The organism is Reyranella sp. (genome assembly GCF_044224635.1).
Taxonomy (GTDB): domain Bacteria; phylum Pseudomonadota; class Alphaproteobacteria; order Reyranellales; family Reyranellaceae; genus Reyranella.
In genome coordinates this window covers 153,657-175,469 of sequence record NZ_JBGAKA010000001.1, presented here as the reverse complement: position 1 = coordinate 175,469, position 21,813 = coordinate 153,657, and the positions used below count along the sequence as shown (strand labels likewise).

22 protein-coding genes, 1 tRNA gene and 1 pseudogene are annotated in these 21,813 nt (G+C 68.4%); 12 read left to right on the top strand and 12 right to left on the bottom strand.

Features of this window, described 5'->3' with window-relative positions:
- The first annotated feature begins 15 nt into the window (after positions 1-15).
- From atpD to ACILR9_RS00850, 3 genes are all read left to right on the top strand, one after another.
- Positions 16-1,452 carry a F0F1 ATP synthase subunit beta gene (gene atpD / locus ACILR9_RS00860; RefSeq protein WP_395707978.1) on the top strand — a complete coding sequence of 479 codons (1,437 nt, stop codon included), beginning with the start codon at positions 16-18 and terminating at the stop codon, positions 1,450-1,452.
- Between the two features lie 4 nt (positions 1,453-1,456).
- Entirely contained in the window at positions 1,457-1,870 is a 414-nt protein-coding gene (locus ACILR9_RS00855) for a F0F1 ATP synthase subunit epsilon (RefSeq protein WP_395707977.1), read from the top strand.
- 362 nt (positions 1,871-2,232) lie between these two features.
- Complete coding sequence (locus ACILR9_RS00850) at positions 2,233-3,051, top strand: ferritin-like domain-containing protein (protein ID WP_395707976.1); 819 nt, start codon at positions 2,233-2,235, stop codon at positions 3,049-3,051.
- Positions 3,052-3,134: 83 nt separating this feature from the next.
- Here ACILR9_RS00850 and ACILR9_RS00845 read toward each other — a convergent pair whose 3' ends face one another.
- From ACILR9_RS00845 to rplU, 12 genes and pseudogenes are all read right to left on the bottom strand, one after another.
- Positions 3,135-3,635, bottom strand: a complete 501-nt coding sequence (locus ACILR9_RS00845) for an RNA pyrophosphohydrolase (RefSeq protein ID WP_395707975.1) — start codon at positions 3,633-3,635, stop codon at positions 3,135-3,137.
- A 223-nt stretch (positions 3,636-3,858) separates the two neighbouring features.
- Complete coding sequence (locus ACILR9_RS00840) at positions 3,859-5,277, bottom strand: S41 family peptidase (RefSeq protein WP_395708175.1); 1,419 nt, start codon at positions 5,275-5,277, stop codon at positions 3,859-3,861.
- A 191-nt stretch (positions 5,278-5,468) separates the two neighbouring features.
- On the bottom strand, positions 5,469-7,058 hold the full coding sequence (gene gpmI / locus ACILR9_RS00835) for a 2,3-bisphosphoglycerate-independent phosphoglycerate mutase (RefSeq protein WP_395707974.1): 1,590 nt from the start codon (positions 7,056-7,058) through the stop codon (positions 5,469-5,471).
- 41 nt (positions 7,059-7,099) lie between these two features.
- Positions 7,100-7,702, bottom strand: a complete 603-nt coding sequence (locus ACILR9_RS00830) for a hypothetical protein (RefSeq protein WP_395707973.1) — start codon at positions 7,700-7,702, stop codon at positions 7,100-7,102.
- 44 nt (positions 7,703-7,746) lie between these two features.
- A complete protein-coding gene (locus ACILR9_RS00825) occupies positions 7,747-7,977 on the bottom strand; it encodes a hypothetical protein (RefSeq protein ID WP_395707972.1) in 231 nt (76 codons plus the stop codon).
- Positions 7,978-8,004: 27 nt separating this feature from the next.
- Positions 8,005-8,463 carry a 23S rRNA (pseudouridine(1915)-N(3))-methyltransferase RlmH gene (gene rlmH / locus ACILR9_RS00820; protein ID WP_395707971.1) on the bottom strand — a complete coding sequence of 153 codons (459 nt, stop codon included), beginning with the start codon at positions 8,461-8,463 and terminating at the stop codon, positions 8,005-8,007.
- A gap of 13 nt (positions 8,464-8,476) precedes the next feature.
- Positions 8,477-9,568, bottom strand: coding sequence for a nicotinate-nucleotide adenylyltransferase (locus ACILR9_RS00815; RefSeq protein WP_395707970.1), 1,092 nt, complete (start codon positions 9,566-9,568; stop codon positions 8,477-8,479).
- Between the two features lie 154 nt (positions 9,569-9,722).
- A pseudogene (locus tag ACILR9_RS00810) lies at positions 9,723-11,012 on the bottom strand (glutamate-5-semialdehyde dehydrogenase); the annotation flags it as partial.
- 156 nt (positions 11,013-11,168) lie between these two features.
- Positions 11,169-12,299 (bottom strand): glutamate 5-kinase, encoded by a 1,131-nt coding sequence (gene proB / locus ACILR9_RS00805; protein WP_395707969.1) that lies wholly within the window; start codon positions 12,297-12,299, stop codon positions 11,169-11,171.
- Between the two features lie 214 nt (positions 12,300-12,513).
- The gene (gene obgE, locus ACILR9_RS00800) at positions 12,514-13,527 is read right to left on the bottom strand and encodes a GTPase ObgE (RefSeq protein WP_395707968.1); all 1,014 of its coding nucleotides are present in this window, start codon (positions 13,525-13,527) and stop codon (positions 12,514-12,516) included.
- 596 nt (positions 13,528-14,123) lie between these two features.
- Positions 14,124-14,411, bottom strand: a complete 288-nt coding sequence (gene rpmA, locus ACILR9_RS00795; protein WP_395707967.1) for a 50S ribosomal protein L27 — start codon at positions 14,409-14,411, stop codon at positions 14,124-14,126.
- Positions 14,412-14,444: 33 nt separating this feature from the next.
- Positions 14,445-14,744 carry a 50S ribosomal protein L21 gene (gene rplU / locus ACILR9_RS00790; RefSeq protein ID WP_395707966.1) on the bottom strand — a complete coding sequence of 100 codons (300 nt, stop codon included), beginning with the start codon at positions 14,742-14,744 and terminating at the stop codon, positions 14,445-14,447.
- 1,115 nt (positions 14,745-15,859) lie between these two features.
- Here rplU and ACILR9_RS00785 point away from each other — a divergent pair.
- The 9 genes from ACILR9_RS00785 to ACILR9_RS00745 all read left to right on the top strand — a co-directional run bounded on the left by ACILR9_RS00785 (position 15,860) and on the right by ACILR9_RS00745 (position 21,737).
- Positions 15,860-15,949, top strand: a tRNA-Ser gene (locus ACILR9_RS00785).
- Positions 15,950-16,108: 159 nt separating this feature from the next.
- A complete protein-coding gene (locus ACILR9_RS00780) occupies positions 16,109-17,356 on the top strand; it encodes a tyrosine-type recombinase/integrase (protein WP_395707965.1) in 1,248 nt (415 codons plus the stop codon).
- On the top strand, positions 17,356-18,009 hold the full coding sequence (locus tag ACILR9_RS00775; RefSeq protein ID WP_395707964.1) for a hypothetical protein: 654 nt from the start codon (positions 17,356-17,358) through the stop codon (positions 18,007-18,009). The genes ACILR9_RS00780 and ACILR9_RS00775 overlap by 1 nt, the downstream gene beginning before the upstream one ends.
- A gap of 59 nt (positions 18,010-18,068) precedes the next feature.
- Positions 18,069-18,281 (top strand): excisionase family DNA-binding protein, encoded by a 213-nt coding sequence (locus tag ACILR9_RS00770; protein ID WP_395707963.1) that lies wholly within the window; start codon positions 18,069-18,071, stop codon positions 18,279-18,281.
- 1 nt (position 18,282) lies between these two features.
- Positions 18,283-18,444, top strand: coding sequence for a hypothetical protein (locus ACILR9_RS00765; RefSeq protein ID WP_395707962.1), 162 nt, complete (start codon positions 18,283-18,285; stop codon positions 18,442-18,444).
- 70 nt (positions 18,445-18,514) lie between these two features.
- Complete coding sequence (locus ACILR9_RS00760; protein ID WP_395707961.1) at positions 18,515-18,793, top strand: transcriptional coactivator p15/PC4 family protein; 279 nt, start codon at positions 18,515-18,517, stop codon at positions 18,791-18,793.
- A gap of 3 nt (positions 18,794-18,796) precedes the next feature.
- Positions 18,797-19,711 carry a hypothetical protein gene (locus tag ACILR9_RS00755; protein WP_395707960.1) on the top strand — a complete coding sequence of 305 codons (915 nt, stop codon included), beginning with the start codon at positions 18,797-18,799 and terminating at the stop codon, positions 19,709-19,711.
- Positions 19,708-20,589, top strand: coding sequence for a toprim domain-containing protein (locus ACILR9_RS00750; protein WP_395707959.1), 882 nt, complete (start codon positions 19,708-19,710; stop codon positions 20,587-20,589). The genes ACILR9_RS00755 and ACILR9_RS00750 overlap by 4 nt, the downstream gene beginning before the upstream one ends.
- Positions 20,586-21,737, top strand: coding sequence for an AAA family ATPase (locus ACILR9_RS00745; RefSeq protein ID WP_395707958.1), 1,152 nt, complete (start codon positions 20,586-20,588; stop codon positions 21,735-21,737). Before ACILR9_RS00750 ends, ACILR9_RS00745 begins: the two co-directional genes overlap by 4 nt.
- The last annotated feature ends 76 nt before the right edge of the window (positions 21,738-21,813 follow it).

The window sequence follows — 21,813 nt, the reverse complement described above, 5'->3', positions numbered from 1 at the left end:
GGAAAGGGATCCGTCATGGCCACCAACAACATCGGCACGATCACCCAGATCACGGGCGCGGTCGTCGACGTGCGCTTCGACGCCGACCTGCCGAACATCCTGAACGCTCTTCACGTCACCAGCGGAGGCCGCAAGCTGGTGCTCGAGGTCGCGCAGCATCTCGGCGAGTCGGAGGTTCGCACCATCGCCATGGACACCACCGACGGCTTGGTGCGCGGCGAGAAGGCGGTCGACACCGGCGGTCCGATCGCCATGCCGGTCGGCCCCGAGACGCTCGGCCGTATTCTCAACGTGATCGGCGAGCCGGTCGACGAGCGCGGGCCGGTCAACAACAAGCAGACCTTGCCGATCCATCGCAATGCCCCGGAATTCGTCGAGCAGTCGACCGAGGCCGAGATCCTGGTGACCGGCATCAAGGTCATCGACCTGCTGGCGCCCTACGCCAAGGGCGGCAAGATCGGCCTGTTCGGCGGCGCCGGCGTCGGCAAGACCGTGACGATCATGGAGCTGATCAACAACGTCGCCAAGGCGCATGGCGGCGTGTCGGTGTTCGCCGGCGTCGGCGAGCGCACCCGCGAAGGCAACGACCTCTATCACGAGATGATCGAAGGCAACGTCATCAAGCTCAACGATGACGGTTCGACCACGGGCTCGAAGGTCGCCCTGGTCTATGGCCAGATGAACGAGCCGCCGGGCGCGCGCGCCCGCGTCGGCCTGTCGGGCCTGACCGTCGCCGAATACTTCCGCGACGCCGAAGGCCAGGACGTGCTGTTCTTCGTCGACAACATCTTCCGCTTCACCCAGGCCGGCTCGGAAGTGTCGGCGCTGCTCGGCCGCATCCCGTCGGCGGTGGGCTATCAGCCGACCCTGTCGACCGACATGGGCGCCCTGCAGGAGCGCATCACCTCGACCAAGAAGGGCTCGATCACCTCGGTGCAGGCGATTTACGTGCCGGCCGACGACCTGACCGACCCGGCGCCTGCCACCTCGTTCGCCCACTTGGACGCCACGACCGTGCTGAGCCGCTCGATCGCCGAGCAGGCGATCTTCCCGGCCGTCGACCCGCTCGACTCGACCTCGCGCATGCTCGACCCGCGCGTCGTCGGCGAGGAGCACTATCAGGTCGCGCGCTCGGTGCAGCGCGTTCTGCAGCAGTACAAGTCGCTGCAGGACATCATCGCCATCCTGGGCATGGACGAGCTCTCGGAGGAGGACAAGCTGGTGGTGGCGCGCGCCCGCAAGATGGCGAAGTTCCTGAGCCAGCCGTTCCACGTCGCCGAGGTGTTCACCGGCACGCCGGGCGTGTTCGTGAAGCTCGAGGACACCATCAAGGCGTTCAAGGGCATCGTCGCCGGCGAGTACGACGAGCTGCCGGAGGCGGCCTTCTACATGGTCGGCACGATCGACGAGGCGGTCGCCAAGGCGAAGAAGCTCGCGGCCGAGGCGGCCTGAGCCGATGGCCAAGCTTACCTTCCGCCTGGTCATGCCGGAGCGCGAGCTGCTCGCGACCGAAGTCGACATGGTCGTCGTGCCGGGCAGCGAGGGCGATTTCGGCGTCCTGCACGGCCACGCGCCCCTGATCTCGACCGTCCGGCCGGGCGTGCTCGAGGTGCTGCAGGGTAACAAGGTCGACAAGCGCTACCTGGTGGCCGGCGGCTTCGCCGAGGTGACGCCGGACCGCTGCACCGTGCTGGCGGACGAGGCCGTGCCCTTCGAAGAGGTGACGGCCGAGCAGCTCGCCGAGCGCGAACGGGCGGCCGAGCGCGAGCTGGTGGATGCCCAGGGCGAACACGAGAAGGCGGCGGCCGAGAAGGCCGTCACCGTCGCCAAGGACCTGCGCCGGGCCCAGGCCTACTACGCGACCCGGTGATCCAAGGGCGTTCGCATATGCCACTTTTGTCCGTCACCCCGAGCGGAGCCGCCCGAAGGGCGGCGCAGTGGAGGGACCTTATCTTGTCGATGCGACGACAAGAGAGGTCCCTCCACTGCGCCTCGCTACGCTCGGCTTCGGTCGGGATGACGGTGTTCTTTGCCATGTGAATGCCCTGTCGGTGATCGGGGCGACCGGCTGAACGGGCCGCTGAAGACCGGGCTGTAAGCCTGCGCCGTTGGCTGATTTTCACGATCCGGCTCAGGTAATTTTTCGAGATGTTCACGGGCTGGCCCATTGCAAGCTGGCCCGGAGCCCGCTTTATTACGCAAAAGCGACAAGTCGCCGAGGGTGCTCGAAGCATGGGCAACTGGACTCTCGAAACGATCTCGTGGGATCGGTTCGACGCGTCGAAAGTCGATCCGGAGATCCTGCGCAACATCAAGGCCGCCGCCTTGGTGGAGCGGAACGGGGGAGACTACGGCATCTATCTCGACCGCGTCTTCGCGGACGATCCGTCATTCATGGCGGCGGTCAAGACCTGGGTGGTCGAGGAGGTGCAGCACGGGATGGCGCTCGGCCGCTGGGCCGAGATGGCCGACCCGACCTGGAACTTCGACAAGGCCTTCGAGCGCTTTCGCGCCGGCTACAAGCTGCCGCTCGACTCGACCGGCTCGGTGCGCGGCAGCCAAGCCGGCGAGATGATGGCGCGCTGCATCGTCGAGACCGGCACCAGCTCCTATTACAGCGCGCTCAAGGATGCGACCGTCGAGCCGGTGCTGAAGCAGATCTGCGCCAAGATCGCGGCCGACGAGTTCCGCCACTACAAGCTGTTCTACGATCATCTGCGGCGCTGCCTCGAGCGCGACCGGTTGAGCCGCTTCGCCCGCCTGCGCATCGGCTGGGGTCGCCTGGCCGAGAGCGAGGACGACGAGCTCGCCTACGCCTACTTCGCCGCCAACGAGCCGGCCGAGGCGGTCTACGACCGCAAGCGCTATGCCCGCGCCTACGCCCGCCGCGCCTATCCGCTCTACCGCGAGAGTCACGTCCAGCGCGCCATGGCAATGGTGCTCAAGGCCATCGGCCTGCAGCCGCAGGGCCGCCTCAACAGCCTGATGACCCGCGCCGGCCTGTGGTTCCTGCGCCGCAGCGCGACCAAGTACGCGGCCCAAGGGGCGTAGTCAGATCTTCCGGACCGTGGGCATCCCGGCTCGCTCATGACTCCAGGCGAGCGGGACGCCCGCGGTCCGGAAGATCTGACAGCCTACTTCGCTTTATGCTCCACCAGGTCGGCGAACTCGGCCAGCACCGCCTCGTAGACGGGCCGCTTGAAAGCAACGATGAGCTGGACGAGCTCGTGCGCGGGTACCCATTTCCAGGCGTCGAACTCGTCGCCGTGGGCTCCGATGTCGATGTCGGAGTCGCGGCCGGTGAAGGCGAGCGCGAACCATTTCTGCGTCTGGCCGCGCCAGCGGCCCTTCCAGTAGCCCGGCGCCACCCTGGACGGCACGTCGTAGCGGATCCAGTCGCGGCTCTCGCGCAGCAGCAGCGCCTTGGTCGTGCCGACTTCCTCGCCGAGCTCGCGGCAGGCCGCTTCGACCGGGGTCTCGCCCTCGTCGATGCCGCCTTGCGGCATCTGCCAGGCCATGTCCGCCGGAGTCCCCGGCCGGTGGCCGACGAACACCCGCCGGTCTGATGCGATCAGCATCAGTCCGACATTGGGCCGATAGAGAGAGGCGGGGGCGGCGGTCATGGGGCGGGTCATTCGCTGGGAGCGCGCCACTCCTGTGGCGCTCATGAAACGGTGATCAACGAGAAGAGCGCCACGGGAGTGGCGCGCTCATATGCGCTACTTCGCCCGAATCGAGACTCGGCCCTCCGGGCCGCTCCTCAGAGTGAGGTCCCTTTGTACGTTAGCGCCGATGAGTGGCGCGCTCCCAGCCAAATGGCCCTGCCCGGCGGAGCCGGGGAGGAGGGCATGAGGGCGGTCAGTTGGCGCGGCTGCTGTAGAGTGAGATGCCGCGGATCAGGTCGGCGGCGCGCAGCAGCTGGTAATCGGCCACGGCCTCCTTCGGCGGCTCGTCCGGATCGCCCGGCTGGGCTGGCGTCGTCTGGCCCGGCGTCGTCTGGCTCGTGGCCGGCTTGTCGCCCGGCTTGCCGGCGTCGGGCTTGCCCGCTTCCGGCGCCTTGTTCGCCTCGGGCTTGGCCTCGTCCTTCTTGTCGGCCGGCTTGTCATTGGGGTTGGTGATCGAGCGGCGCAGATTCTCCTCGCGGAAGCCGCTGCGGGCCTGGATGTTCTCGATCTTGGCCGGCTCGACCTCGATGTCGGGCTTGATGCCTTCCTTCTGGATCGAGCGGCCCGACGGCGTGAAGTAGAGCGCCGTGGTCAGCCGGATGGCGCCGCCACCCGACACCTGCATGATGGTCTGCACCGAGCCTTTGCCGAACGAGCGCGTGCCCAGGACGATGGCGCGGCGATGGTCCTGCAGGGCGCCGGCGACGATCTCCGACGCCGAGGCCGAGCCGCCGTTCATCAGCACCACGATCGGCAGGCCGCCCGCGACGTCGCCCGGCTTGGCGTTCCAGCGCTGCACGTCCTCGCTCTTGCGTGCCTTGACCGAGACGATCTCGCCCTTGTCGAGGAAGGCGTCGGACATCGAGATCGCCTGGTCGAGCAGGCCGCCCGGATTGTTGCGCAGGTCGATGACGAAGCCCTTGAGCTTGTTGCCGGCTTCCTTCTTGAGCTTCTCGACCGCGTCGAGCACGCCCGAGGTGGTCTGCTCGGTGAACGAGGTGACGCGGATGTAGCCGATGTCGCCGCCCTCGAGGCGATAGCGCACCGCCTTGACCTTGATCGTGTCGCGGGTCAGCGAGACGTCGAACGGATCCTTGGCGCCGCGCCGGATGGAGAGCTTGATCGGCGTGCCGACCTTGCCGCGCATGCGCTCGACCGCCTCCTGCAGGGTAAGGCCCTGCACCGGCTCGCCGTCGAGCGCGAAGATCAGGTCGCCCGACTGGATGCCCGCCTTGGAGGCCGGCGTGTCGTCGATCGGCGATACCACCTTGATGACCCCGTTCTCCATCGTGACCTCGATGCCGAGCCCGCCGAACTCGCCCTTGGTCTGGACCTGCATGTCCTTGTAGGTCTTGGGGTTCATGTAGCTCGAGTGCGGGTCGAGCGAGGTCAGCATGCCGTTGATGGCGTTCTCGATCAGCGTCTTCTCGTCGACCGGCTCGACATAGTCGCGGCGCACCCGCTCGAGCACGTCGCCGAACAGGTTGAGCTGCTGGTAAAGCTCGCTCTTGTCGCCGCCCGCCTTGGGGTCGGCCTTGTCCTGCGACCAGGCGGTGATGCCGACCGGCACGGCAAGAAAAGCCATGATCGCGGCGGCGGAGGCGATACGCATACGGGTCATTGTCGAGCCTTCGAGGTGGGATCGCCGGGCCGGCAGGCCGGACGGTCAGGGTTTCCGGATCGTGGGGGCAAGATACAGGGCGGTCTTTGGCACTATCAAGGCGCTGTCAGGGGCTCTTCGGGAACCTTCTCACGATATGGGGAGCCGCCGGGTCCGCTCCCGGCCATGAGGACATCTCCTGGTCATGCCGAGGCTGCGGCGGCTTGTCCTGGTATCGTCGCGAGGATGTGCGGCCGGGCGTGCTCGGACAGCAGCGAATGGCCGGTCATCTCGGCCGGCTGGCGCACGCCCATCAGGGCCAGCATGGTCGGCGCCACGTCGGCAAGCTTGCCGTCGGCCAGCGAGCGGATGTTGGCCGGGGCGTTGAACAGCAGCGCCGGCACCCGGTTCAACGTGTGCTGGGTGTGCTTCTGATGGGTCTTCTCGTCGAACATCAGTTCCGCGTTGCCGTGGTCGGCGGTGACCAGCAGCACGCCGCCCGCCTGCTCGACTGCCGCCATCAACCGGCCCAGGCAGGCATCGACCGCCTCGACCGCCTTGACCGCCGCATCGTAGACGCCGGAGTGGCCGACCTGGTCGGTGTTGGCGTAGTTGACGACGACCAGATCGTAGCGCCCCGCGCCGATCGCCTCGACCAGCCTTCCGGTCACCTCGTCGGCGCTCATCTCGGGCTTCAGGTCATAGGTCTTGACCTTGGGCGAGGGCACCAGGATGCGGTCCTCGCCCTCGAACTGCCGCTCCTCGCCGCCGTTGAAGAAGAAGGTGACGTGCGCGTACTTCTCGGTCTCGGCGATGCGCAGCTGTTTCAGCCCGGCTTTGGCGACGGTCTCGCCGAGGCCCATCTTGATCGCCTCGGGCGGGAACAGCGTCTTCAGGAACGGATTGAGCGCCGCCGAGTATTCGGCCATGCCGACCGCCGTCGCGATCCTGACGACGCGCCCGCGGTTGAACCCGTCGAAGCGCGGATCGAGCAGCGCCGTCAGGATCTCGCGCGCCCGGTCGGAGCGATAGTTGAACATAAGCACGCCGTCGCCGTCCGTCATGCCCTGGTAGCCGGCGATCACGGTGGGCAGCACGAACTCGTCGTCCTGGCCGGCGGCATAGCCCTTCTCGACCGCCGCCTCCGGAGTCGCCGCCGTCTCACCCCTGGCATCGACGATGGCGTCGTAGCCGAGCGTCACCCGTTCCCAGCGCTTGTCTCGGTCCATGGGATAGAAGCGGCCCGCCACGGTGGCGAACTTGATCGGCAATCCCGCCTTCAGCCCGGCCTTGATCTCGGCGAGGCACTCGAGCGCGCTGCGCGGCGGCATGTCGCGGCCGTCGAGGAAGGCGTGGATCCACACCGGCACGGCGGATCCCGCGATCAGGTTGGCGAGCGCCACCAGGTGATCCTGGTGGGCATGCACGCCGCCCGGCGAGGCGAGCCCCATCAGGTGGCAGGCGCCGCCGTCCTTCCTCAGCGTCGCGATCAGCTCGGCCAGCACCGGGCTCCTGGCCAGCGAGCCGTCGGCGATGGCGTTGTCGATGCGCGGCAGGTCGGGCACGGCGACGCGGCCGGCGCCGAGATTCATGTGGCCGACCTCGGAATTGCCCATCTGGCCCTTGGGCAGGCCGACGAAGGTCTCGGAGGCGTCGATCAAGCCCTGCGGGCAGGTCGCGATCAGCCGGTCGTAGTTCGGCGTCTTTGCGTTCAGGATGGCGTTGTACGGACGATCCGGCCGGTGTCCCCAGCCGTCGAGAATGCACAGGACTGCGGGACGGCGGTTGGCCATGAATACCTCAGAAGAGGGTGCAGCGCGGGAGGGCACGCGCCTCAGGATGGCGTACGCTGACGCGGCGGCTGGGCGCGCTCTACCGAGTTGAACTTGTTGGGGCAGTTGAGGTCGCGCGGGTCGGTGTTGGGATTCTGGTCCGGCACCTCGATGGCGCAGAACACGAACTCGCCGCGCGGCTCGCCGTCGATCGAGATGTCGTAGGTGTAGGTGCCCGGCGGGTCGCCGGGGATGATGCACCAGGAGCGCTGCAGCACGCCGTCCTGCACCGTCTCCAGCATGCGGGTGGTGGCGCGCGTCTTGTCGGCGCTGACCTCGGTCTCCGGCCCGGCGATCACCTGCTCGGCCGGCTGCGACGTCGTCAGCACCTCCTTGAGCGAGACCACGCGGTTGGGCCCGCCGAGATACATGCGCCAGCCGAAGCAGGCGCGGTTGAACAGCAACGGGATGGCGTTGGTCTCGTAGTGCCGCTGCTTGCCATCCTCCCCGGTGATCGAGACGTACGGAATGCTGCGCACGGCCTTCGGCTTGTCGGCCTGCGGCTTCTGCGGAGTCGGGTTGGATTGAGCCAAAACAGCCGTCGACACGACCGTCAGGGCGAGGACGGAGCAGGCGGCGAGCAGCCGCCGGACAGGGGCGTACATGGCGCGCAATGTAGCCTCGGATTTTCGTCAGAACAGGGGCAATTTCAGAGATTTCTCCCAATCCGGTCCGGGGGAAAGGGCACTCCGTACTTGCGGGCAATGGCCTTGCGTCGCTCGGCGGGCGCCAGACCTTGGCGATCGAATTCCTTGAAGTCCGCCAGCATTTCATCAGTGAGGTGCAGACCCTCGACTGCGCTGATGCGCGCGAAGCCTTGCAGCCCGATCGTGACGCGGGACTGTGCCGTGGTCTTTGCTCTTACCGGCTTCTTCTTCATGGCATCATCCTATCATGGGCACTGAGGCTACGCCCGATGGTACGGATGCCCGGCGAGCAGCTGCTGGGCGCGGTAGATCTGTTCGGCGAGCATGGCGCGGGCCAGCAGGTGGGGCCAGGTCATGGGGCCGAAGGAGAGGATGAGCGCACACTGCTCGAGCAGCGGCTCGCCGTGGCCGTCGGCGCCGCCGATCAGGAAGGCGATGTCGGCGACCGAGTCGTCGCGCCAGCGTCCCAGGCGCTGGGCGAAAGTCTCGCTGTCGAGCACGCTGCCGCGGCGGTCGAGCGCCACCGTCACGGCGCCGGCGGGGACGGCGCGCAGCAGCAGCTCGCCCTCGCGCGCGATCATCTGCGCTGTAGGTAACTTGCGCTTGTCCTCGAGCTCGCGCAGGCCGAGCGGCCAGCGGATGCGGCCGGCATAGTGCTCGTAGAGATCGCGTTCGGGGCCGCGGCCGGCGCGGCCGATGGCGGCGATCGACAGGCGCACGCCGCAGCAAACCTCAGGCCGGCTTCTTGACCCGCGCCCGGCGCGGGCGGGCCGCGGCGGCCTTGGGCTTGGCGGCGGCCTCGGCCTCGAGCGCCCACATCTTCTCCAGCGCATAGAAGGCGCGCGGCTCGGGGCGGAAGATGTGGACCACCACATCGCCGGCGTCGACCAGCACCCAGTCGCCGGCCTCCTTGCCCTCGACCAGGGCGCGGCCGTGGCCGGCCCGCTTCAGCCGGTCGGCCAGATGCTCGGCGATCGCCACGACCTGGCGGTTCGAGCGGCCCGAGGCGATCACCATGTAGTCGGCGAAGGCCGACTTGCCGGCGAGGTCGATGACGACGACGTCCTCGGCCTTGTCGTCGTCGAGGGAACGGCGCACCAGCGCGAGCAGCGCCGATGTGTCCTTGCTCCGGTCGGGAAGCTGGCGGATCGTGGCGGAGATGGGCTTTCCTTTCGCTTTGGCGCGCCGCGGACGCACGGCGCGGATGGCGGTCGCCGAATGCCTGTCGAGCCGGCTCGGGATGAACACCCAGGCCGGCGGCTCGGCCGATGCAAGCATGCGCGCCCGGCCGGCGTCCATCCGGCAACGCGAGAAAGTCCGCGGCGCTGCTGCCGCAAGCGCGGGATAACTCCAGCCCGGCCGCGCGAAGGCGGCGATCGGTATGGCTTCGAACAATTCGCGCCAGCCGCGCCACGCCACCAGCTGAGGCAGGATGTCGGCCCCCATCAGCCAGACGAAGCGCGCCTGGGGATAGGCGCGGCGCAGCGCCCGCACCGTGTCGATGGTGTAGCGCGTGCCGAGCAGCAGCTCGGGTGCGTCGACGCGGATCCGCGGGTGGCGGCCAGCGAGCTGGCGGGCGCGGGCGACGCGCGACGCCAGCGGTTCCATGCCGTCGCCGGTCTTGAGCGGGTTCTGCGGCGAGACCAGCCACCACACCTCGTCGAGGCCGAGGCGCTTCAGCGCCTCGAGGCTGATGTGGCGATGGCCCTCGTGCGCCGGATTGAACGAGCCGCCGAGCAGCCCGATGCGGCGCGCGGTGTCGCGCGGCACGCCGGGCATGGGGAGGGAGGGCGAGGTCATGAAGTCGAGCGGTGGCCGCGCCACCCGCACAACCTCACCCTGAGGAGCGCCCCCGAAGGCGCGTCTCGAAGGGTGGGGATCAGGCGTGGTGCTCGTGCCCATCCTTCGAGACGCCGCGCCGCGCGTGGCTCCTCGGGATGAGGTTTTCCTTGGGGCGGCGCGCTCCCAGCGATGACGCTCATGGCCGCACGGTGCCTTGCCCGCGCACGATGTTCTTGTAGGTCGTGAGCTCGACCAGGCCCACCGGCCCCCGCGCGTGCATACGGTTGGTCGAGATGCCGATCTCGGCCCCCAGCCCGAACTCGCCGCCGTCGGCGAACTGGGTGCTGGCGTTGTGCATGACGATGGCGCTGTCGACCTGGTCGAGGAAGCGCTGCGCCGTCGCCGCGTTGGCCGTCACGATCGCTTCGGTGTGCTGGCTGCCGTAGCGGGCGATGTGGGCGATCGCGCCGTCGACGCCGTCGACCGTGGCGACGGCGATCACGGGCGCGAGATACTCGGTGCGCCAGTCCTTTTCGCTCGCCGCCACCGCCTTGGCATCGCGCGCCAAAACCTCGGCATCACCGCGCACCTCGCAGCCGAGCTCGTGCAGGCGCTCGAGCACCGGCATCAAATGAGTATCGAGCGCGGCGTGATCGATCAGCAGGGTCTCGGCGGCGCCGCACACGCTGACGCGGCGCATCTTGGCGTTGGCCACCACCTCGCGCGCCATGGCGATGTCGGCGTCGCGATCGACATAGACGTGGCAGATGCCGTCATAGTGGCGCAGCACCGGCACGCGGCTCTCGGCGGTGACGCGGTCGATCAGCGAGCGCCCGCCGCGCGGCACGATCAGGTCGAGCCAGCCCTGCGCCTTCAGCATCTCGCCGACGGCGGCGCGGTCGGTGGTCGGCACCAGCTGCACGCAATCCTGCGGCAGCCCGGCGCTGGCGAGCGCGGCGCGCAAAAGCTCGACGATGGCGCGCGAGGAATGGAAGCTGTCCGAGCCGCCGCGCAGCACCACGACGTTGCCCGACTTGAGGCAGAGCGCGCCGGCGTCGGCGGTGACGTTGGGCCTGGCCTCGTAGATCACGCCGATGATGCCGATCGGCACGCGCACGCGGCTGATGACGAGCCCGTTGGGCCGCGTCCAGCGCTCGATCTCGGCGCCCACCGGGTCGGGCAGGGCTGCGATATCGTCGAGCCCGCGCGCCATCGCCTCGACGCGGTCGGGGTTCAGGAGCAGGCGGTCCTGCAGGGCGGCGGTCATGCCGGCGGCCTGGGCGGCGGCGATGTCCTTTGCGTTGGCGGCAAGGATCGCCGCGGCGTCGCGGCGGATCAGGCCGGCGGCGTCGGCCAGCGCGCGGTTCTTCGCCTCGGTCGAGGCGGTGCGCAAGCCCGCCGCCGCGGCGCGGGCGCGCGCGCCCAGCGCGACGATCAGGGCCGCGGTGTCCTCGGCGGCCAGGGCTTCACCGTTCATCGGGGGCTCCGACTCATTCTCCTCCCCAGCTTCGCTGGGGAGGTGTCCGCGTAATCGCGGACGGAGGGGTCATGGGCATCGCGACTGAGGCTCATGACCCCTCCGTCGCCGCAGACGGCGACGCCTCCCCACGCAAAGCGCGGGGAGGAGCATGACGTGCGCTCATCACTCCACCACCATGTCGTCACGATGGACCATCTCGTCGCGGCCGCGGAAGCCCAGCAGGCGTTCGATCTCGGTGCTCTTGCGGCCGGCGATGCGGCGGGCGTCGTCGGCGGCGTAGGCGACCAGGCCGCGCGCCAGCATGCGGCCGGCGCGGTCCTTGACGTCGACCACGTCGCCACGGCGGAAATCGCCGTCGATCCCGGTCACGCCGGCCGGCAGCAGGCTCTTGCCCGATGACAGGGCGCGCACCGCGCCGTCGTCGACCGTGAGCGTGCCCGACGTCTTGAGCGAGCCCTTGATCCACTTCTTGCGCGCCGACAGGGGCGAGGCCTCGGGGATGAACCAGGTGCAGCGGGCGTCCGCCGTCGCCAGCCGGCCGAGCGCGCCGACCGGCCGGCCGTCGGCGATCGCCATCCGGCAGCCCGCCGCCATGGCGATGCGGCCGGCGATCAGCTTGGTGGCCATGCCGCCGTTCGACAGCTCCGACGCCGCCCCGCCCGCCATCGCCTCGATCGCCGGCGTGATCTCGCGGATCTCGGGGATCAGCACCGCCGCGGGGTCGCTGCGCGGATCGCCGGTGTAAAAGCCGTCGATGTCGCTCAGCAGCACCAAGGTGTCGGCCGAGATCATCTCGGCGACGCGTGCGCCCAGGCGATCGTTGTCGCCGAAGCGGATCTCGTCGGTCGCCACCGTGTCGTTCTCGTTGATCACCGGCACGGCCTTGAGCCCGAGCAGGGTCGCCATGGTCTGGCGAGCGTTTAGGTAGCGCCGCCGCGCCTCCGAATCGTCCAGGGTCAGCAGCACCTGGGCGACCGTGATGCCGTGCCGCGCCAGTGCCGCCTGGTAGGCGTGGGCCAATCGAATTTGCCCCGTCGCCGCTGCCGCCTGGCTCTCCTCCAGCCGCAGCGCCCCAGCCAGCAGCCCGAGGCTCGCCCGCCCCAGCCGGATCGCGCCCGACGACACCAGCACGACCTCGCAGCCGCCCCTCCCGTCGACGCCACGATGCAGGCGGGCGACGTCGTCGGCGAGCGCCGCCAGCCAGTCGTGCCGCACCTCGCCCTTCGCCTCGTCGACCAGGATCGACGAGCCGATCTTGACGACCAGCCGGCGGGCGGATGCGAGGGGAGTCACGCGGCGTCTCCGCGCGCTTTCATTCCCCTCCCTAGCGAAGCTGGGGAGGTGTCGGCGTAATCGCCGACAGGCGCGCGGCTCGCGACAGCGAACGAGCGCGAGGGGTCATGAGCACCAACACTGATGCTCATGACCCCTCCGTCGCCGTATGACGGCGACACCTCCCCACGCCAAGGCGTAGGGAGGAGAACAAGAAGAGCGCCACTCCCGCTCCTCACGCCGCATCCTCGAGCTCGGCGCGCTGGCGGTCGACCAGGCGGCCTAATTCGTGCAGCAGCTCGGGCACGCCGCGGCCCGAGACGCCTGAGATCACCCGCACCGTGCGCCGGCTCGCCTTGGCGAGAGCTGAGCGCTTGGCCTCGATATCGTCGTCGGTCATGGCGTCGGTCTTGTTGAGCGCCAGGATCTCCTTCTTGCGCGCGAGGGTGCCGCCATAGGCCTTGAGCTCGGCCCGTACCGTGCGCCAGGCGCCGACCACGTCGTCCTCGGTGCCGTCGACCAGGTGCAGGAGCGCGCGGCAGCGCTCGACGTGGCCGAGGAAGCGCGTGCCCAGCCCGGCGCCTTCCGACGCGCCCTCGATCAGGCCGGGGATGTCGGCCATCACGAACTCGCGGTCGCCCGCCTTGACCACGCCCAGCCCGGGATGCAGCGTCGTGAACGGATAGTCGGCGATCTTGGGCCGCGCGTTGGAGACGGCGGCGAGGAAGGTCGACTTGCCGGCGTTGGGCAGGCCGACCAGGCCGATATCGGCGATCAGCTTCAGCCGCAGCCAGATCCAGCGCTCCTCGCCCGGCCAGCCCTTGTCGGCGCGGCGCGGCGCGCGGTTGGTCGAGCTCTTGTAGTGCAGGTTGCCGTAGCCGCCGTCGCCGCCCTTGCACAGCACGACGCGCTGGCCGATCTCCGTCAGATCCACCAGCAGGGTCTCGTTGTCCTCGGCGAACACCTGGGTGCCGCGCGGCAGGCGCAGCACGATATCCTGGCCGCTGCCGCCGGTGCGCTGGCCACCCATGCCGTGATGGCCGGTCTCGGCCTTGAAGTGCTGGGCGTAGCGGTAGTCGATCAGCGTGTTCAGCCCGTCGACGCATTCCAGCACGACGTCGCCGCCGCGCCCGCCGTCGCCGCCATCCGGCCCGCCGAACTCGATGAACTTCTCGCGCCGGAACCCGACGCAGCCCGCCCCGCCATTGCCGGACCGGACATAGATCTTGGCCTGGTCGAGGAACTTCATCGAACGTCCTTCTTGCCCTGACCGCTCTGCGCGTTACGAAAAGAATCACCCTGCATTTTTGCGTTCGGTGCGTTCGGTGCGTTCGGAGTCTTTGCAATCAAGGGGTTAGCCGACCGCAAGCGATCGCTCGGCAGGGCGTTTTGCGGTCGGAAGCGCCGTCTTGCGGTCGGGACCGGGTGGAGGCGGGCCCGGTCGGGAGGCCGCCGCCCGGTTCCCGGGACGGCGCCCTTTGCCATCGAGGGCTTGGCGCCGGCACGCGACGCCGGCGCTGCGGCAGCGGCACACGGGCTTGCGTCGGTGGTGGCGATCACGATCCTGTCCCTTCGTTCTGCGCGCAGGTTCACCGCACGCGATATCACGACAATCCCCTGTGCGGCAGGCGGCCCAGCCGACCTGGCTCACGCCTGCAGCCAAAACCCCGTGCAATCGAGTGCACGCCGACTCGAGCCGACGCCCCCGACCTCGGGGCCCAGGCCTCGAGGCCCGCGACCTCTCCGGCCCTTTGCCTGCCGCCCCTCCCGCCGGAGCGGGAAGGACCAATGAAAAAGGGGGAACGGCGAGCCGTTCCCCCTGAAACTCCGTGCGCGCGGGAACGGCTATTCGGCGGCAAGCTTCTCCGGAGCGGGCGCCGCCGGCGGCACCACGCTCACCTCGACCTTGCCGCCCGAGCGGGTGCGGAACGCCACGACGCCGTCCGCCATCGCGAACAGGGTGTGGTCGCGGCCGACCCCGACATTGGTGCCGGCATTCATCTTGGTGCCGCGCTGGCGGACCAGGATGTTGCCGGCCAGGACCTTCTGCCCGCCGAAGCGCTTGACGCCCAGCCGCTGGCCGTCCGAATCGCGGCCGTTGCGCGAGGAGCCGCCCGCTTTCTTGTGTGCCATCGTACCTCTCCAGTCGCTCTTTGCCGTTGCCGATCAGGCGACGATCTGTTCGATCTTGACCACCGTCAGATCCTGGCGATGGCCGTTCTTGCGCCGCGAGTTCTGCCGGCGGCGCTTCTTGAAGACGATCAGGTGCGGCCCGCGCGCCTGCTTGACGATCGAGCCGACGACCTTGGCCCCGGCGACCGTCGGCGCGCCGACCTTGTCGCCGACCATCAGCACGTCGGTGAACTCGACCGAGGCGCCGGCCTCGCCCGCGATCCGCTCGACCGTGAGCGTATCGTTGGCGGCGACCGTGTATTGTTTTCCACCCGTGCGGATTACGGCGATCATGAGGACACCCGATTGAGGCCCCCCGGCTGCGAGCGGACCACCATCCCCTGGGGAATCGGCGGCACCCTGACCCGTCATGCCGGAAGACACGAAAGAACGCGGCGGGCCACATCGACCCGCCGGAAGAGCGCGGAATATACGCAGGAAGTGCTGCGAGTCAACGCCGTCCGCACGCCGCCGGGGCGGTTCGTGCAGCCGGGCTCGCGGGGCGAGGCACCGCCGCAGCCGACGGCGTTTTCGGCCCGGCTGCCGGCCCCCTCCGCGGCTGGAGGCGCCCGAGCCGGTGCCAAGAATCAGGGTGCATTCTTGCGTTCTTTGCGGTCTGATCGTTGTGAATCAAGGGCTTAGCCGGATCCACTTTGCGTCCGCTTGCGGTCGATCTGCGTCCCGAGGGCGGTCTTGCGTCCGTGGCAAGCGAAGCCTCCACCGGAGTTGGCCACCGGCCGACGAACTCCCGGCAGAAGAAGCGGTTCGGGTGCCAACGGCAGCGGGGATGCCCTCCACAAGTCATTGATTCGACGTAGGAAAAACGCACTGAACTATCGGCCCAGCGGGAGGTGGAAGCGGCGGAACAGGGAAAATTATCAGGGATTTGTGCTCGCACCAGATCAGGGAATTTCGCGCCACCGGATCAGGGAACCCGGAGCACCGGATCAGGGACCGCGCAGCACGGGTTCGATGGTCCTCTGACCGGCATGAACGAGCCGTCCGCGCGAGGTCGCGCCGGCCGCGGTGAGTCGGGGCCGCCTCCCGGGGCCGGTGCGTCCGTGTGTCGGCAGCCTTTGGACCCTCGGCGTTGGCGCTGACTCGACCGACAATCGCTGCGGCGGCGGGACGTCGGCTCGCGGCGGCGCCGCTGATCAGGGTCGAGGCTGCTGGTTCTTGCGGCATCTTGCCTGATGCAGCTGTCACGGATCGCGCGCAAGGGCAGGTGAGCCAGCCGTGGTGGCTCTCCTCTGCCGCCATGACCTTGTGCACTTGATTGCACGCGTCTCCCTCCCGGCGGTCACACCGACCGACCCCGACTATGTCCACGGATGGCGGGAAGGCAAGAGGCCCCAGCCGCGTCGTGCGGGTTGCCCTGACAGAAGCGCGCCCCTATAAGGCGGGCCGCGGGAGAGGTGCCGGAGTGGTCGATCGGGACGGTCTCGAAAACCGTTGTGCGTGCAAGCGTACCGTGGGTTCGAATCCCACCCTCTCCGCCAGTGACGCGTCCAGCACCGTCCACCACCAGCCGCACAAATCCAAAAAGCATCGATAGAAAGGGCATTATATTATCCGGGCGCGTCTGCCGTTGTCCGCTAGCGTCCGCCTCAATCCGCTGCTATAACATGGGTAGAGACACGGGTTGAGGAGTTCGGCGGATGGCCCGGACGATCGAGCGATTGAAGCCGCTGACGGTGCAGCGCGAGGGCAAACCCGGCCTCTATCCCGATGGCGGCGGGCTGCACTTGCAAGTGTCCGCGTCGGGCAGCAAGAGCTGGGTATTCCGATACGAGTTGCGCGGCCGGCGGCGCGAGATGGGGCTCGGCTCGATGAACGACGTCTCCCTCGCCGAGGCACGCGCCCTGGCCCGTGCTGCACGCGGCGTCAAGGCGACCGGCGTCGACCCCATCGCCCATCGTGATGCTCAGCGGGCGGCGGCGCGGCTCGAGGAAGCCCGGACGATCACCTTCGCCGCCGCCGCCGCCGACTACATCGCGGCGAACAAGGCCGGCTGGCGCAACGCCAAGCACGCCGACCAGTGGACGGCCACTCTCAAAACCTACGCCTATCCCGTGCTCGGCAAGCTCGCCGTCGGCGACGTCGACACGGGCCTCGTCGTGCGCGTCCTGCAGCCGATCTGGGCAACGAAGCCGGAGACAGCGAGCCGGGTGAGGGGGCGCATCGAGGCCGTGCTCGACTATGCCAAGTCGCAGGGCTACCGGGCCGGCGACAATCCCGCCCGATGGGCCGGCCACCTGAAGCTGCAGCTTCCCGCCCGCGGCAAGGTCCGGCGCGTCGAGCACCATGCCGCACTGCCCTACGCCCAGGTGCCGGCTTTCGTTGCAGCTCTGGGCGAGCAGCCGGGCCTCGCCGCGCTGGCGCTGCGCCTGCTCATTCTGACGGCGGCGCGGACCGGCGAGATCATCAATGCACAGTGGAGCGAGATCGACCACGAGCGCGGGCTCTGGACCATCCCGGCCGGGCGCATGAAAGCCGAGCGCGAGCACCGCGTGCCGCTGTCTCGTGCGGCGCTGGATCTGCTCGACGTCATCGCCGGGCACCGGGCGACACTGGCCGACGGATCGCCGGGGCCGTGGCTGTTCGCCGGCGCGCGCGGCAAGGCGATGTCGAACGGTGGCATGCTCGCCCTGCTCAAGCGCATGAAGCGAACGGACATCACCCCGCACGGCTTCCGCTCGAGCTTTCGCGATTGGGCGGCCGAGAAAACCACCTTTCCGCCGGAGGTGGCCGAGCTCGCGCTCGCGCATACTGTCGGGAGCAAGGTCGAGCTGGCCTATCGTCGGTCGGACCTGTTCGATCGGCGGCGCCAACTCGCCGAAGCATGGTCGAGCTTCTGCATGAAGTCGAATGGCGTCACGCCCATCGCCGACCGCGGGCGGGCGTGATGGCGAAGTCGAAGCCCTCGTTCTTCGTGCCCGGCGAGCTGCGGCCGCTGGAACGCTCGGCACACGACCTGGAATTGTTTCGGCGGGAATGGTCGCCCGAATGGCGACTGAAGGGGTTGAAAGAGTGGGCTGAAGAAATCCTGCGGAAATCAGGGCTCCCGACTGACCTTCGGAAAGCGGCGACACGCAACGGCCGAAAGGGGTTCGTTCTGTCAGACGAGTCGGTCGTGAAGCCTGGAACGGTGGAACACTACGCTGTAGGGGTATTATGGGACGTCGAGCGCGTCGAAGGGTGCATCCGAAATGGCGACGCTGGCATGGCGGCGCTGTTCGCCATGAACGCTGCATCGAAGCAAGCCGCGGCGCTGATGGACAGAGACTTGGCCGAACGATTCTTCGCAGGCGCTGCAAGTCACGCGGGGGCGATCAGAGGCGGGAACGCACGTCGAGATCCAGAGAAGGATGCATCACTCGCCGCCGATCTCGCTGCGGTCGAGGGGGAGCACCCCGGCCAGAGTGATGCCGAATACAGCCGGATGATTGCCAGGCGGCGCGGTGCAGTTGGAACCGCTGCCGTGAATAAGGCTGCGCGCAAGCTCGCGACGCCAATATCACGACTGCGAAAGAAACCTGTTACAACCGGGGCAACGTAACAAGAGCCTCCCTCACATTCCGAACCGTCCAATCCACCTGAACCACATGGACGGTTCCGATGATTACTACCCCCGCCCCGAACGCAGCGACTGAGCCGGACGGGCGCATTTCCTACAGCGTCGAGGACGCGGCCGAGGCTATGGGCGTCGGTCGGTCCTTTCTCTACCTCGCAATCAAGAACGGTGAGTTGGCGAGCCTGAAGCTCGGCAAGCGTCGCCTCCTGATGCGCGACGACATCTTGACATGGCTCTCGACGAAGCGGGCCGTCTGAGATGCGCGCCCGTCTCCCGTTCTACCGCTCGCCGGCCCGCCTGCTGAAGGTGGCGGCGAGCATGTACGCGCCGATCACCATCGGCTCGTCAACGAAGCCAGACCCGCTGATCGCCGGCGCCCAGCCGGCCGAGCGCAAAGACTCCATCCCCGAATCGAAATGAAGGCCCGGAACGGTTTCGCCGACCGCCGGGCCTTCTGAATTCTCGCCCATCCCCTCGCAAGGAATGAACCATGACTACAAAACATGTAGCGCCGAGCGCGAGCGCCGGCAAGAACGAACAGAACGAAGACATCCTGATCGCCGACATCGTGAAGAACGAACGCCGCGGCGAGCGTATCCGCGTCGCAGACCGCACCTTCAAGCGCCACCGTTTCATCGATATCCGGCTGCACGTCGCGAACGCCGCCGGCGAGGTGATCCCGACCGGCAAAGGCATCGCCATCCCGCCGGCCCTGCTGCCCGAGGTGATCGAGGCCTTGACCAAGGCGCTGGCCGGGACGGCGGAGTAGATCGTGGTCGACGCCATCACCCCACAAGAAAATTATCGTGCACGCACGGTAAAGCGCGAGCGGCGATCCAATGCCAGGATCGAGCAGCTCGACCAGCAGATCCTTGAGGTGCTCGAGGCCGACCACCCACAGAGCGTGCGCCACGTCTTCTACCGGATGACCGACCCGAGGTTGGCAGAGTCGGTCGAGAAGTCCGAGCGCGGCTACCGGCACGTACAGGACCGGATCGTCAAGCTGCGGCGGGCCGGGCGCCTGTCATACGGTTGGATCACCGATGCCACCAGGCGCGGCTACCACACCCCGACCTACAGGGACCGGGCCGAGTTCTTGCGCTCGGTGAAGTCGCATTACCGTGCCGACCTCTGGCAGGACGCTGGTTGCTATTGCGAGGTGTGGACCGAGTCGCGATCGATTGCCGGCGTGATCGAGAAGGATTGCTGCGAACTGGCAGTGAGCCTCTATCCCGCTGGCGGTTTCTCTTCGATCACGTTGGCCTACCAGGCCGCGGAGGCCATCAACTGGTACGCCAAGGACGGCCGGGTGGTGGTGATCTACTACATCGGCGACTTCGATCCGGCGGGCGTGCTGATCGACGTGACGCTGGAGCGCGAGCTACGGCAACACCTAGTTTCCGGTGTTGATCTGGTCTTTGAGCGCGTCGGGATTACCGAAGATCAGATTGAAGCGTTCGACCTGCCGAAGAAGCCGAGGAAGGAAACCGATAGGCGCGCGCCCCACGTGCAGGCCACAGTCGAAGCTGAGGCTATGCCGGCCCATCTTCTGCGCGGCATGTTGCGGCAGAGGATCGAGGACCTCCTGCCAGATCGCGCGTTGGCGGTCGCCAAGGTCGAGGAGGAGTCGGCCCAGGCCTACTTCGAGAAGTGGGCAAGCGTCATGCAGGGCAGCGCTACGTCATGACGGCCGCCACCATCGCCCGCACCCTCGGCGGCAGGAAGTCTGGCAATGGCTTCCTGCTGAAGTGCATCGCGCACGACGACAGCTCGCCCTCGCTGTCGATCGCCGACGGCGACGACGGCCGGCTCTTGGTGCGCTGCCACGCCGGCTGCGATGCCCTCGACATCCTCGCCGGGTTTCGCCGCCGCGGCCTGCTCGACGACGATCACCAGCACGACCACCACCGCGATCGACCCGCGCCTCATGCAAGGCCCGCCACGCCGACGGCCTCGGCCGACAAGATCGCCGATATCCTGAGGCTCGCCGGGTCGCTGTCCGGCACGTTGGGCGAGCGCTATCTGCGGACGCGCGGCTGTGCCATGCCGACCAGCAACGCCGTCCGCTACCTTGCGCCGTCGGCCAAGCATCTCTGGCCCACCATCGTCTCGATCGTCTCCGACTTCGTCACCGGCGAGACGATCAGCTTGCATTTTACGATGCTGAACGCCGACGGCGCGGATAAAGCGCCGCTCGACCAACCGCGCCGCCTTCTCGCCGGGCATCGGAAAGCGGGCGGCGTCATACGCCTGGTCGACGATGCCGACGTCACGGCGCACCTGGGCATCGGCGAGGGCATCGAGACCTGCCTCGCTATCACGGCGGCCCTGGGCGCGCAGGCGCCATGGCTACCGGTCTGGTCGGCAATAGACGCCGGCAACCTGGCCGGCCTGCCCGTGCTGCCCGGCATCGAGCGGCTGACCATCTTCGCGGACACCGACCGGACAGGCACCGGCCAGAAGGCGGCGCAAACGCTGGCCGCTCGATGGCACGCCGCCAGGCGCGAGGTGTTCATCGCGCAGCCGCCAGCGCCGCCGGGCGGGAAACGGGACTGGAACGGATGAACAGCACCCCCGATCTCGCTGAGCTCGAGGCCGCAACGTCGCGTTTCGCGCCGCTGGACGGGAAGGTGAACGGCGCCGGCGCCCACGACGGCGGCTTGCCGCTGGTGATGTGGGGCGACATCGACAAGGCCGTGCCGCCCGACAAGCTGGTGCACGGGCTACTCGGCGAGGGCCGCTTCGCTGCTTTCTACGGCGCACCCAAGTCCGGCAAGACCTTCCTTGTTTCGCACCTGTGCATGTGCGTGGCGTTGGGCTGGGATTTCTTCGGCCGCCGAGTGTCGCGCGGCGCAGTGCTCTACGTCGCTGCGGAAGGTGCCGACGGCCTCAAGAACCGGATCCTCGGCGCTCGCATCAAATACGAGATCCCGGCCGACACCGCCGTGCCGTTCGCCGTCGTGCCGGTCGCCATCAACCTGGGGCCCGGCGGCGAGGATGTGGCCAAGGTCGTCGCGGCCGCGGCCGAGCTGCAGCGCCGCACCGGTCATCCGGTCCGCATCATCGTGCTGGACACCTTGGCGCGGGTGATGCCTGGCGCCGATGAGAACTCGGTCGCCGACATGGGCGCCACCCTGGCGCGCGCCGATCGCATCATCAAGGAGACCGGCGCGACCGTCATCCTGGTGCACCACAGTGGCAAGGCAGCCGATGCCGGACCGCGCGGCTCGACCGCACTGCCTGGTGCGCTCGACACCATCGTGAAGGTTGTGAAGTCCGACACCGGCGAGCGCACCGCCACAGTGGAAGCCCAGCGCGATGGCCGCGAAGGCGACGCCTTCAGCTTCCGGCTCGAGCCGGTGGTGATCGGTGTGGACGACGACGGCGACGACATCATGACCGCCGTCCTGGTGCCGGTCGACGACAGCGCCACAGCGCCCAAGGCCAAGCGGCGTGACCCCACCGGCAACACCGGCGTGGTGTTCAGGGCACTGCAGCGCGCCATCGCTGACAGCGGCGAGGATGCGCCAGCGAGCGCGCATATCCCGAACGGCGCCAGAGTCGTCAGCCCCGACCGCTGGCGCGAGTACGCCTACAAGATGCTGTCGGAGGCGACGCCCGAGACCCGCCAGAAGGCGTTCAAGCGGGGTCACGATGCCCTGATCAGCACCGGCTTCGTCGGGGTTTGGGGGGCCTATGCCTGGGTCATTTAAGCCGGACATCGCCCGGACAACTGCCGGACAAGACCGGACAGGTCCGGACATTCGCAGCTCCGCCAAGCCGGACAAA

Excerpts from the sequence above, each read along its gene's own strand:
- atpD (WP_395707978.1), top strand. The coding sequence starts at position 16 with ATGGCCACCAACAACATCGGCACGATCACCCAGATCACGGGCGCGGTC.
- ACILR9_RS00855 (WP_395707977.1), top strand. The coding sequence starts at position 1,457 with ATGGCCAAGCTTACCTTCCGCCTGGTCATGCCGGAGCGCGAGCTGCTC.
- ACILR9_RS00850 (WP_395707976.1), top strand. The coding sequence starts at position 2,233 with ATGGGCAACTGGACTCTCGAAACGATCTCGTGGGATCGGTTCGACGCG.
- ACILR9_RS00845 (WP_395707975.1), bottom strand. The coding sequence starts at position 3,635 with ATGACCCGCCCCATGACCGCCGCCCCCGCCTCTCTCTATCGGCCCAAT.
- ACILR9_RS00840 (WP_395708175.1), bottom strand. The coding sequence starts at position 5,277 with ATGCGTATCGCCTCCGCCGCCGCGATCATGGCTTTTCTTGCCGTGCCG.
- gpmI (WP_395707974.1), bottom strand. The coding sequence starts at position 7,058 with ATGGCCAACCGCCGTCCCGCAGTCCTGTGCATTCTCGACGGCTGGGGA.
- ACILR9_RS00830 (WP_395707973.1), bottom strand. The coding sequence starts at position 7,702 with ATGTACGCCCCTGTCCGGCGGCTGCTCGCCGCCTGCTCCGTCCTCGCC.
- ACILR9_RS00825 (WP_395707972.1), bottom strand. The coding sequence starts at position 7,977 with ATGAAGAAGAAGCCGGTAAGAGCAAAGACCACGGCACAGTCCCGCGTC.
- obgE (WP_395707968.1), bottom strand. The coding sequence starts at position 13,527 with ATGAAGTTCCTCGACCAGGCCAAGATCTATGTCCGGTCCGGCAATGGC.
- rpmA (WP_395707967.1), bottom strand. The coding sequence starts at position 14,411 with ATGGCACACAAGAAAGCGGGCGGCTCCTCGCGCAACGGCCGCGATTCG.
- rplU (WP_395707966.1), bottom strand. The coding sequence starts at position 14,744 with ATGATCGCCGTAATCCGCACGGGTGGAAAACAATACACGGTCGCCGCC.
- ACILR9_RS00780 (WP_395707965.1), top strand. The coding sequence starts at position 16,109 with ATGGCCCGGACGATCGAGCGATTGAAGCCGCTGACGGTGCAGCGCGAG.
- ACILR9_RS00775 (WP_395707964.1), top strand. The coding sequence starts at position 17,356 with ATGGCGAAGTCGAAGCCCTCGTTCTTCGTGCCCGGCGAGCTGCGGCCG.
- ACILR9_RS00770 (WP_395707963.1), top strand. The coding sequence starts at position 18,069 with ATGATTACTACCCCCGCCCCGAACGCAGCGACTGAGCCGGACGGGCGC.
- ACILR9_RS00765 (WP_395707962.1), top strand. The coding sequence starts at position 18,283 with ATGCGCGCCCGTCTCCCGTTCTACCGCTCGCCGGCCCGCCTGCTGAAG.
- ACILR9_RS00760 (WP_395707961.1), top strand. The coding sequence starts at position 18,515 with ATGACTACAAAACATGTAGCGCCGAGCGCGAGCGCCGGCAAGAACGAA.
- ACILR9_RS00750 (WP_395707959.1), top strand. The coding sequence starts at position 19,708 with ATGACGGCCGCCACCATCGCCCGCACCCTCGGCGGCAGGAAGTCTGGC.
- ACILR9_RS00745 (WP_395707958.1), top strand. The coding sequence starts at position 20,586 with ATGAACAGCACCCCCGATCTCGCTGAGCTCGAGGCCGCAACGTCGCGT.